The organism is Methylobacterium sp. Leaf123 (assembly GCF_001423405.1).
In the GTDB taxonomy this organism is placed as follows: Bacteria; Pseudomonadota; Alphaproteobacteria; order Rhizobiales; family Beijerinckiaceae; genus Methylobacterium.
On the sequence record NZ_LMNS01000036.1, the window covers coordinates 351,404 to 371,233 of the forward strand.

A 19,830-nucleotide genomic window follows, 5' to 3' on the forward strand; every position below is an offset into this window, starting at 1 on the left:
CCGCATCGGCCGGCGCTGTACGAGGAGCCAATCGCTCGGACCCGGTGCAAGCCCGGGTGGCTCTTCCGGCCGCCGATCCGCCGGACCACGCATTCGTGACGCTCACCGCCCTCCCCGCATCAGCCGGCGGGGCCCTGCGTCCCTCTGCGGAATCTTTTGCAATGTCATCGACTGTTTCAACCGCCCGCGGGCGGTTCGGCGCGACGTGGTTCGCCAACTGGTTCGCCAATCCTTGGGCCGACATCCTGTCCGGCATCGTCGTCGCGCTCGCTCTGATCCCGGAGGCGATCGGCTTCTCGGTGATCGCCGGGGTCGATCCGAAGGTCGGCCTCTACGCCTCCGTCGTGATCGCGATCGTCATCGCTTTTGCCGGCGGGCGCCCGGCCATGATCTCGGCGGCCACCGCCGCCACCGCCGTGGTGATGGTCGATCTCGTGCGCGACCACGGCGTGCAGTATCTCTTCGCCGCCACCATCCTGATGGGCGTGTTCCAGATCCTGGCGGGCCTCGCCCGGCTCGGGCGGCTGATGCGCTTCGTCTCACGCTCGGTCATGACCGGCTTCGTCAACGCGCTGGCGATTCTGATCTTCCTGGCGCAGCTGCCCGAACTCACCGGCGTGACCCCGGCCACCTACGGGCTGATCGCGCTGGGGCTCGCCATCATCTACGGCTTCCCCAAGCTCACCCGCGCGGTGCCCTCGCCGCTCGTCGCCATCGCCGTGCTGACGGCGCTGACCGCGTATCTCGGGCTCGATGTGCGCACCGTCGCCCATCTCGGCGCGCTGCCGACCGCCCTGCCGAGCTTTGCCCTGCCGGAGGTGCCGCTCAACCTGGAGACCCTGCGCATCATCCTGCCCTACTCCGCGACGCTCGCCGCGGTCGGCCTGTTGGAGAGCCTGCTCACGGCGCAGATCGTCGACGACATGACCGACACCGGCAGCTCCAAGAACCGGGAATGCATGGGCCAGGGACTCGCCAATATGAGTTCGGCGGTGTTCGGCGGCATGGGCGGCTGCGCGATGATCGGGCAATCGGTCATCAACGTGTCGTCCGGCGCCCGCGGCCGGCTCTCGACGCTTGTGGCGGGCAGCTTCCTCCTCGCGCTGCTGGTCCTGTTGCAGGATCTCCTGGCCATCGTCCCCGTCGCGGCGCTGACGGCGGTGATGATCATGGTGTCGCTCAACACCTTCTCCTGGCGCTCGCTGCTCGAGCTTCGCACCAACCCGCTGCCCTCCTCCCTGGTGATGCTCGCCACCGTCGCGGTGGTGGTCGCCACCCGCGATCTGGCCATCGGCGTGCTCGTCGGCGTCCTGCTCTCGGGCGTGTTCTTCGCCGGAAAGGTCGCGCGGATGAGCCGGATCACGTCCGAGCTGTCGCCGGACGGGCGCACCCGCACCTACCGGGTGGCGGGCCAGGTGTTCTTCGCCTCCGCCGGCACCTTCGCCGAGGCGATCGATGTCCGCGAGCCGGTGGAGCGCCTCGTCATCGACGTGCATGCGGCGCATTTCTGGGACATCTCGGCGGTGGGCGCCCTCGACCGTGTGGTGATGAAGGCCCGCGCCGCCGGCAAGACCGTCGAGGTCGTCGGGCTCAACGAGGCCAGCGCCACCCTGGTCGAGCGTTTCGGCCAGCACGACAAGGCGGAGGCCTCGCTGCCGGCCCATTGAGGGGCACGGCGTCCTCCCGTTCCAGCCCTGGTTGTGCGCTGCGGTGAAAACTCGGTAGTGTCGGCGCGCGACCCTCCGGAGCGTCGCGGTGTGGTGTTGTCCTGAGGATGACTCAGGGAAGCCAACCCTGAGGCCGAGCCGGCCCGTTGCCCTGGGAGGCGCCGTGTTTCCCTTCGACCCACCCCGTCCGAGCCGCCGCGCGAGCCGCAGCCTCACCCGCACGACGCGGAAGGTGACAGGGCAGCTCACGCGCTCCCTCGAGAGCGCCGCCAAATCTGTCACCAAGGCCGCCACCAAAGCCGTGACCCGCTCGACCGAGAAGGCGATCCGGGAGACGCGCAAGGCGACGGTCCGATCGGTGAAGCGGACGGTCCGCGACACCGAGAAGGCGGTCGCCTCCGCCTTCACCGCGCAAGGGGCCAAACAGGGGGCCAAGCAAGGGGCCGGGGTTGCCCGCAAGCCGCCCGGCCAGTTCGTGACGGTCGACGGCCTGCCGGTGCACGTCATCGTCCGCGGACGCGGCCGGCCGGTGGTGCTCGTCCACGGCAACGGCACCATGGCCGAGGATTTCGCGATCTGCGGCCTGATCGACCGGTTGGCGGCGCGCTACCGGGTCATCGCGATCGACCGGCCCGGCTTCGGCTACACCGGCCGCCCCCGCCACCGCATCTGGACCGCGCAGGCCCAGGCCGTGCTCCTGCACCGGGTGCTGGAACAGCTTTCCGTCGAGCGCCCCCTCGTGGTCGGGCATTCCTGGGGCACGATCGTCGCCCTCGCGCTCGCGGCCGATGGGCGGCGCCCGTTGCGCGGGCTGGTGCTGCTCGCGGGCTCCTACTTTCCCGGGCATCGCACCGATGCGGCCCTGATCGCCCCCTTGGCCGTGCCGGGTCTCGGCGACGCGATGCGGGCCCTAGTGCCGGCGAAGGTGAGCGCCTCGCTCACCGCGCAGTCGTTCCGGCAGGTGTTCTGGCCGCAGCCCGTGCCGGCCCGCTTCACCGCGCGTTTCCCGATCGAGATCGCGGCGGCGGCGACGCAGTTGCGCGCGGTCTCGGAGGATGCCGCCTCGATGAATGCAGCCGTCACCGGGCTCCAGCGCCGCTATGCCGGCCTGATGCTGCCGGTGTCGATCCTGGCCGGGGATGCGGACGCGATCGTCAAGGCCAGCGAGCACTCGGTGCGGCTGCACACGACGATCCCCGGCAGCACGCTGCGCCTCCTGCCCGGCCTCGGCCACATGATCCATTACGGCGCGCGGCTGAAGGTGGAGCGCGCGATCGACGCGGTGATGGGGCTCAGGTGAGCCCCGTCGCGCGCGGCTCGCGGAGCGGGGTTATCCCTCCAGCGCCCGCGCCATCGCCACGAACCCCGCCACCGGGATCTCCTCCGCCCGCGCCGTCTCCGGCAGACCGGCGGCGGTGAGCAGGCGGAGGGGGTCGGGGGTGGCGGCCTTCAGGCTTTGGCGCAGCATCTTGCGGCGCTGGCCGAAGGCGGCGCGGGTCACCCGCTCGAGGTCGGCGATCCGGCAGGGCAGCGGCTCGGGCCGCGGGCGCAGATGGACGACGCTGGAGGTGACCTTCGGCGGCGGCACGAAGGCGCTAGCGGCCACGTCGAACAGGATGGTCGCCTGCGTGCGCCAGCCGCAGAGCACGCCGAGCCGGCCGTAATTGGCCCGGTCGCCCTCGTCGGCGACGATGCGCTCGGCGACCTCGCGCTGGAACATCAGCGTCGCCGATTCCCACCACGGCGGCCAAGCCTCGTCGCGGGTCTCGGCGCCGAGCCAGCCGGTGAGCAGCACGGTGGCGACGTTGTAGGGCAGGTTGGCGACGATCCGCACCGGCCCGTCGCCGACCAGCGGGCGCGGATCGAAGCCGACGGCGTCGGCGTCGATCACGTCGAGCCGGCCGGGATAATGCGCGGCGATCTCGGCCAAAGCCGGCAGCGCACGGGGATCGCGCTCGATCGCCACCACGCGCTTGGCGCCCGCCGCCAGCAGCGCCCGCGTCAGCCCGCCGGGGCCGGGGCCGACCTCCACCACCGTCACGCCGTCGAGCGCGCCCGCCGAGCGGGCGATGCGGCCCGTCAGGTTGAGATCGAACAGGAAATTCTGGCCGAGCGCCTTCTTCGGCTCCAGCCCGTGCCGCCGCACGACCTCGCGCAGGGGCGGCAGGCCGTCGGTGCTCAACGCGTCAAGGGTCATCGATCGCTTCAGGCGCGGACGGGGAAGGGCAGGACGGTGTCCGCCGGGCGGTGCGCGAGGCGATGCGCCAGCCGTAGGGCGGCGATCAGGCTGTCCGGCTTGGCGATGCCTTTGCCGGCGATGTCGAAGGCGGTGCCGTGATCGGGCGAGGTGCGCACGAAGGGCAGCCCCAGTGTGACGTTCACGCCCTCGTCGAAGGCGAGCGTCTTAACCGGGATCAGCGCCTGATCGTGGGTGGGGGTGAGCGCCACGTCGTAGGTCGCCCGCGCCCGCTCGTGGAACAGGGTGTCGGCCGGCAGCGGCCCGCGGATGTCGATGCCCTCGCTGCGCAACACCGCGACGGCGGGCGCCAGCACGTCGCGGTCCTCGGTGCCCATGGTGCCGGATTCGCCCGCATGCGGGTTGAGGCCGGACAGGACGAGGCGCGGGTTTGCGAGGCCGAAGCGGGCGCGCAGGTCGGCGTGGACGATGCGCGCGGTGCGTTCGACCAGATCTTGCGTCAGCAATTCGGGCACGCGGCGCAGGGCGACGTGGATCGTCACCGGCACCACCGCGAGGGCGTCGCTCCAGATCATCATCACCGGCAGCGGCGGCTCACGCCCCTCCCGCGCGGCGAGGGCGGCCAGAAACTCGGTATGGCCGGGATGAGCGAAGCCGACCCGCGTCAGCACGAACTTGGCGATGGGGTTGGTCACCACGGCCGAGGCCGTGCCGGCGCGCACCAGATCGACGGCGGCGGTGATCGACTCAACGATGGCGCCGGCATTGGCCGAATCCGGCGCGCCGGGCGTGGCACTCACCTTGGCCCCGCTCGGCAGCGGCAGCACCGGCAGGGCGCGGGGAAACACCTCGCAAGCGTCGTCGGGCTCGACCTCGGCCACCGGCACCGACAGGCCGAGCCGGTAGGCGGTGGCTTCCAGGAATTCAGGGTCGCCGATGAGCTGGAACGGCGGCACCCCCCGCTCCACCCGCAGCCGCCACGCCGCCAGCGCGATCTCCGGCCCGATCCCGGAGGGATCGCCGAGGGTGAGGGCGAGCGGTCTGTCGTCGGAGGCCATGGGCGGGCTTATAGCGCGATTTTCGGGATCGCCGATGTGATTTGGGGGCGAGCGGCGGGACGGCGGTGGCGGGTGGCAGAGGAGGCCAGGCCGGGCGGCTCTGACATCGCCCCGGTTGCGGCCGGCGCCCTGGCGCATCGGTTCAAGGCGCGTAGGCCGCCGTGGCAATGACGTGGATGACGCCGGCCCCATCCTGCGCCTCGGCCCGCTGGCTCAAGGTCAGGACGAACTTTCGGTCGGTACGGTGACGGAAGAAGAGCGAGCGCCCTGTGTCCTTCGCCGTCGCGTCGAACGGCTCCCACGATGCGGCGAACGCCGCGGAAGCGAGGAGGGCTGCGGTCGCCTTGCGGAAGTCGGCAAAGCCCACGCCGACGATATGGCACATGGGAATCTGGTCGGAGACGGTGAGCGCGAAGCCCGCCCGGTCCGTCGCGTTGATACGCCAGAAGCGATTGCCACGCCGAAGCGCTCCCGGCGGCGGCCGGAAGGCCTCGGGGATCGTCGCCACGGAGGTGACGCGCGGGCCGAGATCCATCGTGGCGAGGAACGGTTCCGGTCCGTTGACCCAGCTCGCCGGGTTCATCACCCAGGTCTCGCAACCCCGCAGGACGCTCGAGAAGGCCGTCTCCACCGGCTCCTGCTGCGCGAAGGCCGGCGCTGCCTGAAGGGCGACGACGAGGGCCGCGATCGTACCGAACCTCATCGCCCACCCTCGAACACCGCTCGCCCCACAGCCGGCGCGATCCCCGACGGATCGCCGATGGCAAGCGGTCTGTCGTCGGAGGGGATAGCGGATATGTACAGCGTTTCTTTCAGAGTGCCTGCGCCCATGCATGTCCGGGATGCAAGCGGTCCAGGCCGTCCCGCAGCCAGAGCCGTTCGGCTTGGGGGAGGTGTGGCAGGGCCCGCACGAAATCGGCTTGATCCTTGTCGCGCCGATGCTTCGCCTTGAAGAGGAGGACGGCCGCGGGCCCGAGATAGGGGATATGGTCGGGCGTCACCGCCACCATCTCCGCGCGGGGGCGCCGGATGGCGGGGCAGCGCTTGCAGACCCAGATGTCACGCTCGCCCGGCTCGATCATCAGATCGACCCGCCAGCGGCCTACGGAGACGTCGAAGCACCAGATCTGAGCGATGTGGGGCGGCGGCTCCGCATCCTTGGGCAGCGGCGCAATGCAGCCGTCGTCCACCGTGTAGAACGTCATGTCCGCAAGGGCTTGGCGGAACAGGTCGAAATCCTCGCGCAGGATCGTGATGTCGAGATCGTCGTGGTCGCGCGTCTGGTGTCCATGCCAGAGGTCGAGGGCCCAGCCGCCGACGACGCACCACGGCCGCGAGATCGCGGTCAGTCGCTGCGCCAATTCGCTCGGATGCCATGGTGCCCAATCGTCCTCCGGCGGTACGCCGCATCCCGTCATTCCGGGCTGCTCGCGCGAGGCGATGCGGCGCGGCGGATGAGCGCGCGAGAAGCCCGCTCCTCTTGGGGCGGTGGCGGGATCGAGTGCCCCACAGCCGGCGCGATCCCCGAAGGATCGCCGAGGGCGGGCGGTCTGTCGTCGGAGGCCATGGGCGGGCTTATAGCGCGATTTTTGGGATCGCCGCGGTGATTGGGGAGCGTGCGGCGCGCATCGCCTCGGGGCGGGATGACGCGTGAGGCCGGATCGCTCGGTCTCCGATCCGTGATGCCCGCGTCAACCTCGTCAGTGGGCGCGACACCATCGTCGAGCCCCAACCCATCACCGGACCCGACCTGGCCTCGCGCGAGGCCAGGCGAACCTCATGGCGACACGCCTATGGCAAAAGAGAGCGGGGCGTAGATGCAATCGTCGCAAAAATTGTCGTTGCCGTCGCTCCGCGCATTCTTAGAACGCCATAACGTATGTTGCGGAGGCAAAGATGAATACGCGCCCACAACGCTTATGTCGCGAGCCGCGCGCCCGTCATGAAGCCTGGATCAATCGGCGTTCGCCGGCCACCGCCAAGGCTATTCTGTCGGCGCGCGAAAAGTCGGCGCGGCGCAATTCGGACACCTACGTTCCGGCCCAGAACGACAACCAGGCGAAACGGGCCGACTGAAGGTGCGCATCGTCATCGATGCCCCGCCCGGCTCGGCTGGGGCGGGCTATCCGGCTCCGAGGGGCTGAGCCGCGACGAGCCTCCGCTCCCGCGCCGCGGCCCCTCAAATCTCGATCCGCCCGCCCCCTGGCGCCCCGCCCGCATCGAGCGCCACGCTCTTCACGATGGCAAAGACCGGGCATCCCACGGCGAGCCCCAGGTCGCGGGCGGAGGCACGGGTGAGGCGGGCGGCCAGCGTCGCCTCCCCGCAGGTCACCTCGACGAGGCAGGCCGTCCCCTCCTCCCGCAAGGCCGCGACCCGGCCCGGCAGGACATTGCGGGCGCTCAGGGTCTCGGGCCGGGCGAGCGCCAGCAGCACGTCGCGGGCGGGCACCCGCAGGTTGAGGCGGCGGCCCTGGGGCGCGTCGATCAGCGGCAGGTCGAGCGGCCCGGCGGGGCCGGTCAGGCGTGTCAGGCCGGCTTCCGGATCGTGGCGCTCGACCCGCATGGCGAGCACGCTGCCGGCCTCCGCGCCGTCGGGGATCAGGTCGGGCCGGCGCAGCACGGCATCGACCGGGCCGCTCGCCGCCACGCGGCCGGCCTCCAGCACCACCACGGTCGAGGCGAGGCGCGCCACCTCCGCCACCGAATGGCTGACATAGACGATGGGCAGCCCCGCCTCGTCGCGCAGGCGCTCGATATAGGGCAGGATCTCGCGCTTGCGGGTCTCGTCGAGGGCCGAGAGCGGCTCGTCCATCAGCAGCAGCCGCGGACGCGCCAGCAGGGCCCGGCCGATCGCCACGCGCTGCCGCTCACCTCCCGACAGGCCGGCTGGGCGCCGCTCCAGCAGCGGGCCGATGCCGAGCAGCTCCGCCACCGCATCGAGGCTCGGGCCTCCTGCCCCGCGGGAGAAGAGGCGGCCGAAGCGCAGGTTCTGCCGCACGCTGAGATGCGGCATCAGCCGCGCCTCCTGGAACACGCAGCCGATCCGCCGCCGATGCACCGGCACGCGGATGCCGCGCTCCGTGTCGAGCAGCACCGTGCCGTCGATGGCGATGCGCCCGCGCTGCGGGTGGCTGAGCCCGGCGATCAGGTCGATCACCGTGGTCTTGCCCGAGCCCGAGCGCCCGAACAGGGCGGTGAGGCCGGCGCCCGCGGTGAAGGCGACATCGAGCGCGAAGCCGTCGCGGCGGAGGGAAACGTCGATGGCGATGGTCATGGGGCCTCAACGCGAATGGTCGCGCTCACGCATCGTCGCGGATATCGCATCCATGACGATGCTCTATCTCATTGCGTTTGCATCATCTTTTTCCGAAAGCCGGTGTCCGCCGTTCGGGACGATGCTCTCGCCTTTTGTTTAGCATCGTCTTTTCCGAAAGCCGGAAGCCACCGTTCGGGACGATGGTTGAGCTTCCCAGAAAAACCGATGCGGAGACAAGAGCCCGATGCGCGCGCTGCCGCGTTGTCGGCGCAGGATCGAAAAAGGCAGGCGATGATCACCGTCCACCATCTGGAGAACAGCCGCTCGCAGCGGGTGCTCTGGCTGCTCGAAGAGCTGGGGCTCGACTACACCGTGAAGCGCTATGAGCGCGACCCCGCGACGATGCTGGCGCCGCGCGAGCTTCGGGCGGTGCATCCGCTCGGCAAGTCGCCGGTGATCGCGGCGGACGGGCAGGTGGTGGCGGAGACCGGCGCCATCGTCGAGTTCCTGACCGCCCGCGCCGACGGCGCCCTGGTGCCGCCGGCCGGCACGCCGGAGCGCGCGCGCTACACTTACTTCCTGCACTATGCGGAAGGCTCGGCAATGCCGCCTTTGCTGTTGAAGCTGATCTTCTCGCGGCTCGCGCCCGGCAGCCCGGCCCTGCTGCGCCCCCTGGTTCGGGCGATCGCGGGGAAGGTCACCGGCGGCTTCGTCGATCCGGAGCTGCGCCGCCACGCCGCCTACTGGGAATCGGAGCTGGCCGAGCGCGCCTATTTCTGCGGCGACGCCTTTACCGCCGCCGACATCATGATGAGTTTCCCCCTCGAAGCCTTCGCCGCCCGCGGGACCGGAGCCGGCCCCAGGCTGACGGACTGGCTGGCCCGCATCCACGCGCGGCCCGCCTACCAGCGGGCGCTGGAGCGGGGTGGGCCTTACGCCTACGCGTGAGGTGCAGGCGGGGCCTTGGATCTCCTCACCGCCCCGCCCCGATCCGCCGGCTCATCCGCCGCGCCAGCCCCTCGGAGGCGATGAGCGCCAGCATCGAGACCGCGACCGAGACCAGGGTGAGGCGCAGCGCCCCCGCCTCCCCGCCCGGCACCTGGGTGAGCGTGTAGATCGCCGAGGGCAGGGTCTGGGTCTCGCCGGGGATGTTGGAGACGAAGGTGATGGTCGCGCCGAACTCGCCCATCGCCTTGGCGAAGGCGAGCACCGCGCCCGCGAGGATGCCGGGTAGGCTGAGCGGCAGGGTCACGCTCAGGAACACCAGCGGCGGCGCGGCGCCGAGCGTCGCCGCCGCCTGTTCCAGCTTGCGGTCCACCGCTTCGATCGACAGGCGCATCGCCCGCACCATCAGCGGCAGGCCCATCACCGCGCAGGCGAGGGCCGCGCCGGTCCAGCGGAACGAGAACACGATGCCGATCTCGGCAAGCCACGCGCCGAACACGCCGCGCCGGCCAAAGGCGAGCAGCAGCAGGTAGCCCGTCACCACCGGCGGCAGGATCAGCGGCAGGTGGACGAGCCCGTCGAGCAGAGCATGGCCTGGGAAGCGCCGTCGCGCCAGCAGCCACGCCAGCAGCAGGCCCAGCGGTAGGCTCGCCAGCGTCGCGACGAAGGCGACGCGCAGGGAGAGGAGGAGAGCCGTCGTCTCGTCGGGGCTGAGGCCGAACCAATCGGCCGGCCCGCTCACGGCGCCCATCCCCGCGGGGCGGCGATGGCGGGCGCGCTCATCCGCCGAGGCTCGCCCTCAAAATCCCGCCCTCAAAACCCCGTCCTCAAAGACCGGCGGCGGCCTTGAGGGCGGCGTTGATGCGGTCCTGCCAGCCGGGGCCGTCCTTCTGGTAATGCTCCAGCACGGCCCGGTCGATGCGCAGGGACACCGTCTCGCGCGTGCCGGGAATGAGCGGCGCCTTGGGCGGTGCCGGCGCGGCCTCGTCGGGGGCTTTGCGCGTCGTCACGGCGCGGAAGGCGGCTTCGGCGGCTTGGCGCGGGTCGCTCGGGCGGCGGGTGCGGTCGATGGCCATGGGGGTCAGGCCGTCGCTTTCTTGCGGCCGCGCTTGGGCGCGGGCGGGTTGGCGGCGCGCTCGGCGGCCTCCTCCGCCTCCTTGGCGAGCCGCAGGGCCCGCAGGCGCACGGTGCGCTCGTCCACCGCTTTGACCGCGGCCAGATGCTCGGCCATGGCCTGCTGCCCTTCGCGGGCCATACGCTCAGCCCGTTCCGCGCGCTCGGCGGCGCGGGTCTTGGCGTCGATATCGTCGCTCATGAAAGATCTTTCGACGAGAACTCGCGCCGCGTGAAGCCCCGGCGGCGGCGCGCGGCGTCCCGACGCGGGAAAGGTCGGGCGCGGGACGGCAAAGAACCCCGAGCAGGACCATCGAGGATTTCTCCTCGAGACTTAGCACGAAAGCACCGGCAATGACCAATTCAGCCGGTGCGGGGCTGGTTTTCCCCCGCTCTTCGTGCCGTTCGTGCAAAAGGGGCCGGTCCGCTCGGTCCGGCTCGGTTCAATCCCGGTCCGCGCGCCGCAGGGACCAGTGCAGCACGCCCTGCGCATCGACGAGCCACAGCGCGTTTGCCCGCTCGTCCTTGGTCGAGAGATCGTGCGCGTTGGCCAGCCGGATCGCTTCGCTCGGGGTGGCCGCCGTGATCGTCTCCTCGAACAGCGGCGGCCCGATCTGGCCGTCGGGGGCCCGGCAGGCGCCTCTGAGAATGAAAACCGGCATGCATCCTCCTGATCGATGCTGCTTATCTCCGAACGGGCGGCCGGTCACCCATGCCGGCCCTCAGGAGATGGCCGGTTCGGTGCTCTGCGCGGCGCGCAGCCGGGTCAGCGCCGCCGTGGCTTGGTCGGCCAGCGCTTCTAGGCGGGACACCGTCGTCGAGTCGAGCCAGACCATGGCGCACCAATAGGCGCCGAGTGCGGCCACCGGCTCGGGCCCACCGATCGGGACCATCACGAGGCTTCGGATCGCCTTGTAGGCATAGGCGGCCGCCGGGACGCGGGGATCGCTGCCGACATCGAGGATGACGGCGGTCTCCCGGTTCTGCATCGCCCAGCCGGAGACGCAGATGTCGATCGGGAAGCGGCACCCCTTCCACAGGGGCTCGATCGCATCCTCGGCGACATAGGCGCAGACGTCCCCCTCCCGCAGCACGACGGCGATACCATCGGAGCCGGCGATCCGACGGGCCGTCTGCGCTAGGACGTCGACGACGTCCTCCAGGGACTGAGCCGCGGCCATGAGCTCGGCGGTCCGCATCAGATGCGGGTTGGCCTGGGAGCGCTCATCTAACATGGGCATAAGGTAGGGCGCTTGGGCCGATTCGTACAGGCGGCCCGTCCGTGGAGCGACCCGCGGGAGGCGAAACCGGTCGCCAAAGCGATGGTTGTGGCCACCACCGCGCCGAAAAATCCGCCGTTCAACACCAGGATTCGCGAGAAGATCCGCGAGCGGATCGCGCTGGCCGGCATTTCGGATCTGAGCGGTCGGATGAAGCGTGCGGATCGCTGAGATTTGCTTCGAGGCGGGCTCTTCCCTGTTGTTCAATGCCCGGCTGTGAATGCTTTTTGCAATAGAGCTGGTCGGCCGGATGATCTAAAATCGTCTCCGCACATCCGGCGGATCGTTCGGCTGCAGGCGGTCTGGTCCGATGTCGTGCGGAGGGCGCATGCCGAACCTGTTGGGCGGCTGTCTGTGCGGGGCTTTGCGTTACGAGGTCCGCTCGCCGCCGCTGCGGGTCACGCTTTGCCATTGCCGCTTCTGCCAGCGCACGACCGGATCGAGCCACCTCGTCGAGCCCTTGTTCGACCGCGCCGACCTTCACGTCACCGCGGGCGTGCCGACCGTATATCGCCACCGGTCCGAGGGCAGCGGCCGGCATCTCGACCTGCATTTCTGCCCCGTCTGCGGGACGACGCTCTTCATGACGTTCGAGCGCTTTCCCGGCCTGTGCGGTGTCTATGCCGGAACCCTGGACGATCCGGCTGCGATCGAGGTGCGGGCCGACAACGCCAAGCAGGTCTTCGTTGCCTCGGCCCGGCCCGAGGCGGTGCTGCTGCCGGGCCTCGCGACTTTCGCCGGGCCGGCCATGGACGCGGCGGGTGTCCCGCTCGCGCCGCGGGTGCACGACGCGCCCCAGATCGTCGGCCGCCGGGGCTGTGAACCGCTCCCCGGCGACGATGCGCAGCCCCACTGAGCGGGGCCGGCGCCCCGCTCAGCCGCGGATGAAGGCGAGGATGTCGGCGTTGAGCCGGTCCGCGTTGACCGTGAGCATGCCGTGCGGAAGGCCGGGATAGGTCTTCAGCGTGCCGTTGCGCAGGAGCGTGATCGATTTGCGCGCCGCCGCGACGATCGGCACGATCTGGTCGTCCTCGCCGTGGAGCACCAGCGTCGGCACCGAGATCGCCCGCAGATCCTCGGTCTGGTCGGTTTCCGAGAACGCCTTGATGCCCTCGTAATGCGCCTTGGCCGAGCCCATCATGCCCTGCCGCCACCAGTTCCGGATCACGCCGTCTTGGACCGCTGCGCCGTCGCGGTTGAAGCCGTAGAACGGGCCGGCGGCGACATCGAGGAAGAACTGGGCGCGGTTCTCGGCCAGCGCCTTGCGAAACCCGTCGAAGACCGCGATCGGCAGGCCTTCCGGATTGGCCTCGGTCTTCAGCATCAGCGGCGGCACGGCGCTCACCAGCACCGCCTTGGCCACGCGGCCCTGCGGCTCGCCGTGCCGGGCGACGTAGCGCGCCGCCTCGCCGCCACCGGTGGAATGGCCGATATGGATGGCGTTCCTGAGATCGAGATGCTCGGCCACCGCCGCGGCGTCGGCGGCGTAATGGTCCATGTCGTGGCCCTCGGAGACCTGCGCCGAGCGGCCATGGCCGCGCCGGTCATGCGCCACGACGCGAAAGCCTTGCCCGACAAAGAACAGCATCTGCGCATCCCAGTCGTCGGACGAGAGCGGCCAGCCGTGATGGAACAGGATCGGCTGCGCGTCCTTCGGCCCCCAATCCTTGTAGAAGATCTCGGTGCCATCCCCGGTGGTGATCGTCGCCATGCTCGCCTCTCCTCAAGGTGCGGTGATCCGGAGCGGCTTTCGGCTCCGGGCGTTGCTTGACGAGGCGAGGATGATCCTGGGGCGCGGATTTGAAAATGAGAAACGATGGAAACCCATCGTTTCCCGAAGTGGTATTTTGCGCGTGATGGGGAGGCCGACCGCGAAGCCCGTGAGGGGCTGCGCATCTTGAAGCGATCGGGCTCGAACGAAAAAACCCCGGCCCAGACGGGCCGAGGCTTCGCGCATCAACGGATCTCAGCGGAGGATCAGGGCTGAAGCACGCCGTTGATGACGTGGATCACGCCGTTCGACTGCATCACGTTGGCGACGGTGACGGTGGCGGTGTTGCCCTTGGCGTCCGTCACGAACACCTTCTTGCCGCGGGTCTGTACCGTGAGCGGCTCGCCCTGGGCGGTCTTCAGGCTGGCTTCGCCGCCGCCGCGCTTGGCCAGAGCCATCAGATCCTTGGCCGTGTAGGTGCCCGGCACGACGTGGTAGGTCAGAATCCCCGTCAGCGTCGCCTTGTTCTGCGGCTGCACCAGCGAGTCGACCGTGCCCGGCGGCAGCTTGGCGAAGGCGGCGTTGGTCGGCGCGAAGACGGTGAAGGGGCCGGGGCCGGAGAGCGTGTCGACGAGGCCCGCCGCCTTCACCGCCGCCACCAGCGTGGTGTGGTCCTTCGAGTTCACCGCGTTCTCGACGATGGTCTTCGAGGCGTACATCGGCGCGCCGCCGACCATCGGGTTCTTGGCGAGTGCGGCTGTCGGCGCGGCGGCGAGGCTGAGGGCGAGCGCAGCGCCCAGGGTCAGCGACTTGGCAACCGAATTGCGGATACGGAACATGGTTTCCTCCTGTGCCCGTGCCCCGTCTTCGTTCGGGGATCACGCCGCCCATTACGGAGCCCGCGCGCAATCGGTTTCGCGCGATCGACTTTTTTCGTCCCGAAGCGTGAGGATCACGGCCCGATGGCGAAACATCCCTGGACCGTCGCCGACATTCCCGCCCAGGCCGGCCGCCGCGCCGTGGTGACGGGCGCGAGCGCCGGGCTCGGCTTCGAAACGGCGCGGGCGCTGGCCGGAGCGGGGGCTGCGGTGGTGCTGGCGGTGCGTGACCTCGAGAAGGGGGAGCGCGCCGCCGCGGCGATCCGGCGCGCGCATCCCGGCGCCGCGCTTTCGCTGCGCCGGATCGACACCGCCTCGCTCGCCTCCGTGCGCGCCTTCGCGGCGGAATGGCCGGCGGAGTGGGCGATCGACCGGCTCGTGCTCAATGCCGGCATCGCCGCGGTGCCCCGGCGCGAGGAGAGCGTGGACGGGTTCGAGCGGCAGCTCGCCACGAACTATCTCGGCCATTTCGCGCTGACCGGGCTGCTGCGGCCGGCCCTGAGCCCCTCGGCGCGGGTGGTGTCGGTGGCGAGCCTCGCCCATCGCAGCGGCCGCATCCGGTTCGACGACCTGCACTGGCGCGAGACCTACGGGGCGCAGCGCGCCTACCGGCAGAGCAAGCTCGCGCTGCTGATGTTCGCCCTCGAACTCGACCGGCGGCTGAAGGCGGCGGGATCAGGCATCGCCTCGCTCGCGGCGCATCCGGGGCTCGCCCGCACCGAGGTGTTCCGCCGGGGCGACCGGGCCGGCGCGATCCAGCAGGGAGCGGGACGGGTGATCTTCTCGCTGATCGGCCAGCCGGCGGCGCAAGGCGCCCTGCCGATCCTCTACGCGGCCACCGCACCGGAGGCGGAAAGCGGGGGCTATTACGGACCGGACGGCGTCTGGGAGGCCCGCGGCCACCCGAAGCCCGCCGCGATCGCCGCCCAAGCCCTCGACCGCGCGGCGGCCGGGCGGCTATGGGCGGTCTCGGAGACGCTCACCGGCGTGCGGTTCCCGCTGTGACGGACGCGCTTCGGGGGTGAGCCCGCTCGTCTCTCCGGCGGGGCACGGCGCCGCGGGCATCGTGTGAGAGGCACGCGATCGGCGGCCGCGATGCGTCATGGATCGGGCCGGTGGTCGTCGCCTCCGCATCGCGCTGGCAACGGCAGCCCAGCCCCGGGGCGAGCATCGATCGACGAAGAGGCGGGCGTAGCCCCTTGGGGTTGCGGCCCCCATCCACAATCGACGTTGCGCGCGTTGGTGGTTCGTCTCAAGCTTTCATCGCTGGCCTTCGTCGTGTCGCCACGGCGGCATTGTCACGCAGGATGATCATCCGCATTCCTGTATCCGTCAAAAACCGCATTTGTTCTTGATGCACGCAGGAGAGCTTGCTGCTTCTACGAATACGATAAAAAATTACGCATGAAATCATGGCCTGGAGCCGCATCGGGCCGACGTCTGTCGGTCATCGATGGAACGCGCATTCTTCCGACGAACTGGTCGCCACTTCGTCGGAATGCGCTTGAGCAAACCAATCGCGTGTCATGATGCATGAAGCGTCGGACTAAACGGAGAGTCTTGATGCGGATTTCATGTGTCGGTGCGGGTCCTGCCGGATTGTACTTCGCGATCGTGATGAAGCGGCGCGACCCGAACCATGAGATCGTCGTCCACGAGCGAAACCCTGCGGGCACGACCCATGGCTGGGGCGTCGTCTTCTGGGACGATCTTCTTGCCACCCTGCGGGCCAACGATCCGGACAGCGCGCAGGCGATCGCGGATGCGGCGGTGCCCTGGTCCGGGCAAGTGGTCGATGTCGAGGGGCAGCCGCCGCTTCACGCCGGGGGCGGGGGCTACGGCATATGCCGCCGTCGCCTCCTGCAGATCCTGATCGAGCGGGCGCTCGCGCTCGGCGTCGAGCTGCGGTTCGAGAGCGAGATCAGCGACCTGAGTCAGGTCGCCGACGCCGACCTCATCGTGGCGGCAGACGGCGTCGCGAGTCAGTTGCGTCGGCACCGCGCGGATCGGTTCCGGCCGCAGATCGAAGCCGGCCGCAACAAGTACATCTGGCTTGCAACGACACAGCGATTTCCGTCCTTCACCTTCGGATTCGTTCCGACCCGCGCCGGATGGGTCTGGTTTCACGCCTATTCCTTCAAGGAGGGAATGAGTACCTTCATCGTGGAATGCGCGCCGGAGACGTGGAACGGGCTCGGTCTGGGCACGATGCCCGCGGATGCCGAGCTGCGGGTGCTGGAAAGCCTATTCGCCAAGCATCTCGACGGCCACGCACTGATCAGCCGCGATGGCCATGACACCCGACTGCCATGGTTGAGCTTCCGCATGTTGGCCAACCGAACGTGGCGCGCGGACAACGTGGTGCTGATCGGCGACGCCGCACACACGACCCATTTCACGATCGGTTCGGGAACGCGTCTCGCCATCGACGACGCGACCGCCCTGGCCTCGGTCTTGGGCGAGCACGACAGCCTTCCCCACGCCCTCGACGCGTACGACCATCGACGCCGCCGCGCCCTCGCCCGCGTGCAACGGGATGCGCGCCTGAGTGCGGAATGGTTCGAGAACCTTCCACGCTACATCCGCTACAACGCGCCCACCTTCTTGACGCTCCTGCTCGCGAGGCGCTCGCGCCTGCTCAAGCGGATGCCTGCGAGAACGTATCTGTATTTGCGCGGTCACTATACCAAATTGACCGGTCGCGGAGGTTCGCCTCTCGCGCGGATCGGCAGACCCGCGCACCCGTTCGGACCGAAAGCCGATTGCGGCATCTCCGGAGCCGAACCGGGAACGCCCCACCGTTGACGCTGACAGCGCCGGAGCGGGCCAGGGTCAAAACCCAATCAACTTGACTGTATGAGGCGCCGCTTTCGACCGACTTTATTGAAAAACTCCGGGGCAGTGCACCACGCGTCGCCCAGCACGGGTCGTTGGAGAATGTTTGTCTCCTGCCGGTGATACGATGCCGCGATAGCTGCTTATCCCGAGCAATCTGGAAGTAGAATCTTCTCCGGAGGCCGCGGCTAGCGGTGCTGCTCCGGGCCGATCCCGAGTTTTTCAACGAAATCGACCTCAAGCGGACCTTGCACCTGTAGGTTTTTCTCATCAAACTTTCGGTGCGGTTGGAGGCAGCAATACTATGCCCGATTGGTTTCTGGTTCTGCTCGGCATCTGTCTAGGTCTGATGCTCATCGCCGTCGTCATGTGGGTCGCACTCACGACCGCGGCGCGGGGATGGGGGAGATCATGGTTTAGCCGCCCATCTCAACGTGAAGACACAGGGATCAGCGTTGGCACGCCCAGTGGCCAGATCGGAGAATGGGGACAGACTGACGTCGGCTAATCACCAAGGCCGTGAGAAAACACGAGGGTCGTAGACGGATCTCCGCTTGGACGCTCGGGGTAGGGCTGACATCGGCACCCTGACGGCATGCGGATCGTCATTCAGGATGTCGTGATGGCGGTCGTGGAGACGGTTGTTGTATGATTTCGGAGTTCGCCTGCGTTTTCACACAGCCTCTACCTCAGCAACTATTCCCACGATCAAGCTGATTGGGTTTTGTCCCGAGCCTTCGACGCCTCACAACCGGTTCGGCAACGTCTCACCGCCCGACGCCGCCGGCGTCTCGCTTGGGCTCGCATCTGCTGTTTCGCCCTGATCTGGCCAAGGCGGAAAGGGCATCCAGTCTGTGAACGCGTCCGACGCGTAGCCGTAGTCGCACGAAGCGACCCGCCAGGGCTCGCTGTCCCCGGAACTGACCGGATCCCAGCGAATGACGGCTCGGCGGTCCGGCTCGCGCCGGTTGATGGCAATGATCCAGCGACCGTCACGGGGCGCCCGATCCATGATCCGCCAGCTCCACATCGCTCAATCCTCGGATCCTCAGACCTGGGGACCCTTAACGCCGGATCAGGTCAGACCGTTCGATGGGCTCAACTCAAATCCTTCGTCGCGCGTCAGCCCGGCTGGCGCTGGAACCGTATCCAACCTGATGGCATCAGGCCGGCGTCTCTGGGGCGGCCCCACGCCACGGCACCGTTCGGCCGGGAGAACCTCGCCAATCGATGCCACGCCTTGGCGGGAACGGCTTGTTCCCCGGCCATTGCCCAGACATGTCAAGGAATATTGCAATCGAGAAGACGCTCCGTACGCTGATCCCGCGCGACGAAAGGCGATCGGTTTAAGATCAAGCTGTCTTCGTCGAGAAGGACCGCTTTCGGGTACGTCATGTATCCATGCATCATCAGCGCTTCGGAACGGCATTGGGCCGTCTGACATGCGGGCGAGCGGTCGGGATGGATCAGGCCAAGCGTGTGCAGCAACTCGTGTCCCATCCCACCGATCCATCGACACCGGCCTGCGACCTCGGCTGCGTTTGCCTTCACACAAGCAGGCACGATCTTTTCTCCGCTCAGTCCCCGCAGGTCATTCGCCGAAACCACCGCGAGACCACTGCCGCCCGCGCCGGATTGCCCGCACGCGTGATCGGCATCGACGTAGACCATGTAGCGGGCCTTTGGGTCGTTTAACTTGGCAACGCTGAGCCGCATCAGTTCTTCGAGCGTGTTGCGGTAGAACGCATTGTAGCCGGTATGCCGTTCAGTAGAGCTGAACCATTTGGCCGGCTTGTCCGATCGAACGGTGAGGACGGCCGGCTTGGACATCCGGAACGTCTTGCCATTCATTTTTTGTCTAAGCCAAGACTGAAAATGCCGCGCTGAAAATTCAATTTTTTTGGAATATGTCTTGGACACAGAGTGATCGCTCGGTACCAGATAAATGAAAATGACCTCTCCAGACGCGTTGGCGTCGGCCTGGGCGGCCGCCGCACTTTGCCCAGCGTGAAACAGGAGCAGCATCATGGCGATGGCGGCGGTGATGCGGTTCGGCGACATGCCAAGCAGGATGACATATCATTTGTTGATGAGGGGTGTCCCCGCAGCCCGAAATCGGCGCTCTCGTCCGGTTCATGCAGGCGAGCACAAGCTCAGCCGCGAAGCCACCATGAGCGGCCCGTCCCACGGACCCGTTCTACGGGGCGAGACACGCCGGCACGCGCCGCGCTTTCATGGGCACGCTGGTTCCCCGGCCATCGCCGAGACCGGCGCGGAACGCCATCCGCGCCGCCGTTGTTTCTCCCGCCAGCAGTGGGGAGGAACGGCATGCGAATTCTTGCGACGGCGTTGGCGCTGACGGTCATGACGGGGCTCGGCGCCGGGGCCGCGGAAGCCAAGGGATGCATCAAGGGGGCGATCATCGGCGGTGTCGCCGGGCACTATCTGGCCGAGCGCGGCGTGGTCGGTGCCGTGGCCGGCTGTCTGGCCGGGCGCGCTTTGGCGAACCGCCGGGCGCGGCGGGAGGTCGATTACGGCTCCCGGGTCCAGCCCCGCGGGGCCGGCTATGGCGATGGGCCCACCTATCCGAGCCGGAACTACCGGTATTGATGCACGAAGGGGCGCCGTTCGGCGCCCCTTCTCGTTTCTGCAGCTTTCCGACACGGCCCGGGCCGCGCGAAATGTCCGGTGACCGCTTCGTCGGAATGCGCCTTAGTGTCTCTCACAAAACTCCCGCCGCGCCGTCGTACTCAGAGAGGAGACGACCGGTGATCGGGAGTTTTGTGAGGCACTCTTAGAGTCCGTCCGATAAGTCATGATGCTCGCCCGAGCCTTCGGACGAGGATCATGACGGCGGCGGCGTAGAGGAAGGCCTGGGCCGAGGCGAGGG

The 19,830-nt window shown here is 68.8% G+C and carries 22 protein-coding genes and 1 other annotated feature; of the genes, 9 read left to right on the forward strand and 13 right to left on the reverse strand.

The window, feature by feature from the left end; translation table 11 throughout:
• Positions 1-34 precede the first annotated feature (34 nt).
• Positions 35-90, forward strand: a sequence feature (sul1 is cis-regulatory element that is thought to sense ions involved in sulfur or methionine metabolism; They are found in Alphaproteobacteria).
• A gap of 71 nt (positions 91-161) precedes the next feature.
• Together ASF53_RS18685 and ASF53_RS18690 are read left to right on the forward strand one after the other, a co-directional pair.
• A complete protein-coding gene (locus tag ASF53_RS18685) occupies positions 162-1,667 on the forward strand; it encodes a SulP family inorganic anion transporter (protein ID WP_056201895.1) in 1,506 nt (501 codons plus the stop codon).
• 163 nt (positions 1,668-1,830) lie between these two features.
• Positions 1,831-2,967 carry an alpha/beta fold hydrolase gene (locus ASF53_RS18690; protein WP_056201897.1) on the forward strand — a complete coding sequence of 379 codons (1,137 nt, stop codon included), beginning with the start codon at positions 1,831-1,833 and terminating at the stop codon, positions 2,965-2,967.
• A gap of 30 nt (positions 2,968-2,997) precedes the next feature.
• Here the strand turns inward: ASF53_RS18690 and rsmA are convergent, their stop codons facing one another.
• The 4 genes from rsmA to ASF53_RS18710 form a co-directional block, all read right to left on the reverse strand.
• Positions 2,998-3,864, reverse strand: a complete 867-nt coding sequence (rsmA, locus tag ASF53_RS18695) for a 16S rRNA (adenine(1518)-N(6)/adenine(1519)-N(6))-dimethyltransferase RsmA (protein ID WP_056201901.1) — start codon at positions 3,862-3,864, stop codon at positions 2,998-3,000.
• 8 nt (positions 3,865-3,872) lie between these two features.
• Positions 3,873-4,922, reverse strand: a complete 1,050-nt coding sequence (gene pdxA, locus ASF53_RS18700) for a 4-hydroxythreonine-4-phosphate dehydrogenase PdxA (protein WP_056201906.1) — start codon at positions 4,920-4,922, stop codon at positions 3,873-3,875.
• Positions 4,923-5,064: 142 nt separating this feature from the next.
• Complete coding sequence (locus ASF53_RS18705; RefSeq protein ID WP_056201910.1) at positions 5,065-5,625, reverse strand: hypothetical protein; 561 nt, start codon at positions 5,623-5,625, stop codon at positions 5,065-5,067.
• Between the two features lie 109 nt (positions 5,626-5,734).
• Positions 5,735-6,340, reverse strand: a complete 606-nt coding sequence (locus ASF53_RS18710) for a nucleotidyltransferase domain-containing protein (RefSeq protein WP_056201914.1) — start codon at positions 6,338-6,340, stop codon at positions 5,735-5,737.
• Between the two features lie 478 nt (positions 6,341-6,818).
• Here ASF53_RS18710 and ASF53_RS18715 point away from each other — a divergent pair, with 478 nt between their 5' ends.
• Positions 6,819-6,998, forward strand: a complete 180-nt coding sequence (locus tag ASF53_RS18715) for a hypothetical protein (protein WP_056201918.1) — start codon at positions 6,819-6,821, stop codon at positions 6,996-6,998.
• A 103-nt stretch (positions 6,999-7,101) separates the two neighbouring features.
• Here ASF53_RS18715 and modC read toward each other — a convergent pair whose 3' ends face one another.
• Positions 7,102-8,196 (reverse strand): molybdenum ABC transporter ATP-binding protein, encoded by a 1,095-nt coding sequence (gene modC / locus ASF53_RS18720; protein ID WP_056201921.1) that lies wholly within the window; start codon positions 8,194-8,196, stop codon positions 7,102-7,104.
• 273 nt (positions 8,197-8,469) lie between these two features.
• Here modC and ASF53_RS18725 point away from each other — a divergent pair, with 273 nt between their 5' ends.
• Positions 8,470-9,126 carry a glutathione S-transferase gene (locus ASF53_RS18725; RefSeq protein WP_056201927.1) on the forward strand — a complete coding sequence of 219 codons (657 nt, stop codon included), beginning with the start codon at positions 8,470-8,472 and terminating at the stop codon, positions 9,124-9,126.
• 25 nt (positions 9,127-9,151) lie between these two features.
• Here the strand turns inward: ASF53_RS18725 and modB are convergent, their stop codons facing one another.
• From modB to ASF53_RS18750, 5 genes are all read right to left on the reverse strand, one after another.
• The gene (gene modB / locus ASF53_RS18730) at positions 9,152-9,874 is read right to left on the reverse strand and encodes a molybdate ABC transporter permease subunit (RefSeq protein WP_056201931.1); all 723 of its coding nucleotides are present in this window, start codon (positions 9,872-9,874) and stop codon (positions 9,152-9,154) included.
• A 76-nt stretch (positions 9,875-9,950) separates the two neighbouring features.
• A complete protein-coding gene (locus tag ASF53_RS18735; protein ID WP_056201935.1) occupies positions 9,951-10,199 on the reverse strand; it encodes a BrnA antitoxin family protein in 249 nt (82 codons plus the stop codon).
• Between the two features lie 5 nt (positions 10,200-10,204).
• A complete protein-coding gene (locus ASF53_RS18740; protein ID WP_003605770.1) occupies positions 10,205-10,438 on the reverse strand; it encodes a hypothetical protein in 234 nt (77 codons plus the stop codon).
• 241 nt (positions 10,439-10,679) lie between these two features.
• Positions 10,680-10,898, reverse strand: coding sequence for a hypothetical protein (locus ASF53_RS18745; protein ID WP_056201939.1), 219 nt, complete (start codon positions 10,896-10,898; stop codon positions 10,680-10,682).
• A gap of 60 nt (positions 10,899-10,958) precedes the next feature.
• Complete coding sequence (locus ASF53_RS18750; RefSeq protein ID WP_056201944.1) at positions 10,959-11,477, reverse strand: GAF domain-containing protein; 519 nt, start codon at positions 11,475-11,477, stop codon at positions 10,959-10,961.
• Positions 11,478-11,564: 87 nt separating this feature from the next.
• Here ASF53_RS18750 and ASF53_RS26850 point away from each other — a divergent pair, with 87 nt between their 5' ends.
• Together ASF53_RS26850 and ASF53_RS18755 are read left to right on the forward strand one after the other, a co-directional pair.
• Positions 11,565-11,687: a hypothetical protein gene (locus ASF53_RS26850; protein WP_265221292.1), complete on the forward strand. Its 123-nt coding sequence runs from the start codon at positions 11,565-11,567 to the stop codon at positions 11,685-11,687.
• A gap of 157 nt (positions 11,688-11,844) precedes the next feature.
• Complete coding sequence (locus tag ASF53_RS18755; protein WP_200943275.1) at positions 11,845-12,372, forward strand: GFA family protein; 528 nt, start codon at positions 11,845-11,847, stop codon at positions 12,370-12,372.
• Positions 12,373-12,390: 18 nt separating this feature from the next.
• Here ASF53_RS18755 and ASF53_RS18760 read toward each other — a convergent pair whose 3' ends face one another.
• Both ASF53_RS18760 and ASF53_RS18765 read right to left on the reverse strand, forming a co-directional pair.
• Complete coding sequence (locus tag ASF53_RS18760; protein ID WP_056201950.1) at positions 12,391-13,227, reverse strand: alpha/beta fold hydrolase; 837 nt, start codon at positions 13,225-13,227, stop codon at positions 12,391-12,393.
• A 266-nt stretch (positions 13,228-13,493) separates the two neighbouring features.
• The gene (locus ASF53_RS18765; RefSeq protein WP_056201953.1) at positions 13,494-14,066 is read right to left on the reverse strand and encodes a fasciclin domain-containing protein; all 573 of its coding nucleotides are present in this window, start codon (positions 14,064-14,066) and stop codon (positions 13,494-13,496) included.
• A gap of 123 nt (positions 14,067-14,189) precedes the next feature.
• Between ASF53_RS18765 and ASF53_RS18770 the strand changes: the two genes are divergently transcribed.
• Both ASF53_RS18770 and ASF53_RS18775 read left to right on the forward strand, forming a co-directional pair.
• Positions 14,190-15,110 carry an oxidoreductase gene (locus ASF53_RS18770; RefSeq protein WP_056201956.1) on the forward strand — a complete coding sequence of 307 codons (921 nt, stop codon included), beginning with the start codon at positions 14,190-14,192 and terminating at the stop codon, positions 15,108-15,110.
• A 594-nt stretch (positions 15,111-15,704) separates the two neighbouring features.
• A complete protein-coding gene (locus ASF53_RS18775; protein ID WP_286134534.1) occupies positions 15,705-16,910 on the forward strand; it encodes an FAD-dependent monooxygenase in 1,206 nt (401 codons plus the stop codon).
• Positions 16,911-18,221: 1,311 nt separating this feature from the next.
• On the opposite strand, the gene ASF53_RS18780 is transcribed toward ASF53_RS18775, so the two are convergent.
• The gene (locus tag ASF53_RS18780) at positions 18,222-19,001 is read right to left on the reverse strand and encodes a hypothetical protein (protein ID WP_156635637.1); all 780 of its coding nucleotides are present in this window, start codon (positions 18,999-19,001) and stop codon (positions 18,222-18,224) included.
• A 267-nt stretch (positions 19,002-19,268) separates the two neighbouring features.
• On the opposite strand from ASF53_RS18780, the gene ASF53_RS18785 reads away from it, so the two are divergent.
• Positions 19,269-19,550 (forward strand): hypothetical protein, encoded by a 282-nt coding sequence (locus ASF53_RS18785; protein ID WP_056201965.1) that lies wholly within the window; start codon positions 19,269-19,271, stop codon positions 19,548-19,550.
• The last annotated feature ends 280 nt before the right edge of the window (positions 19,551-19,830 follow it).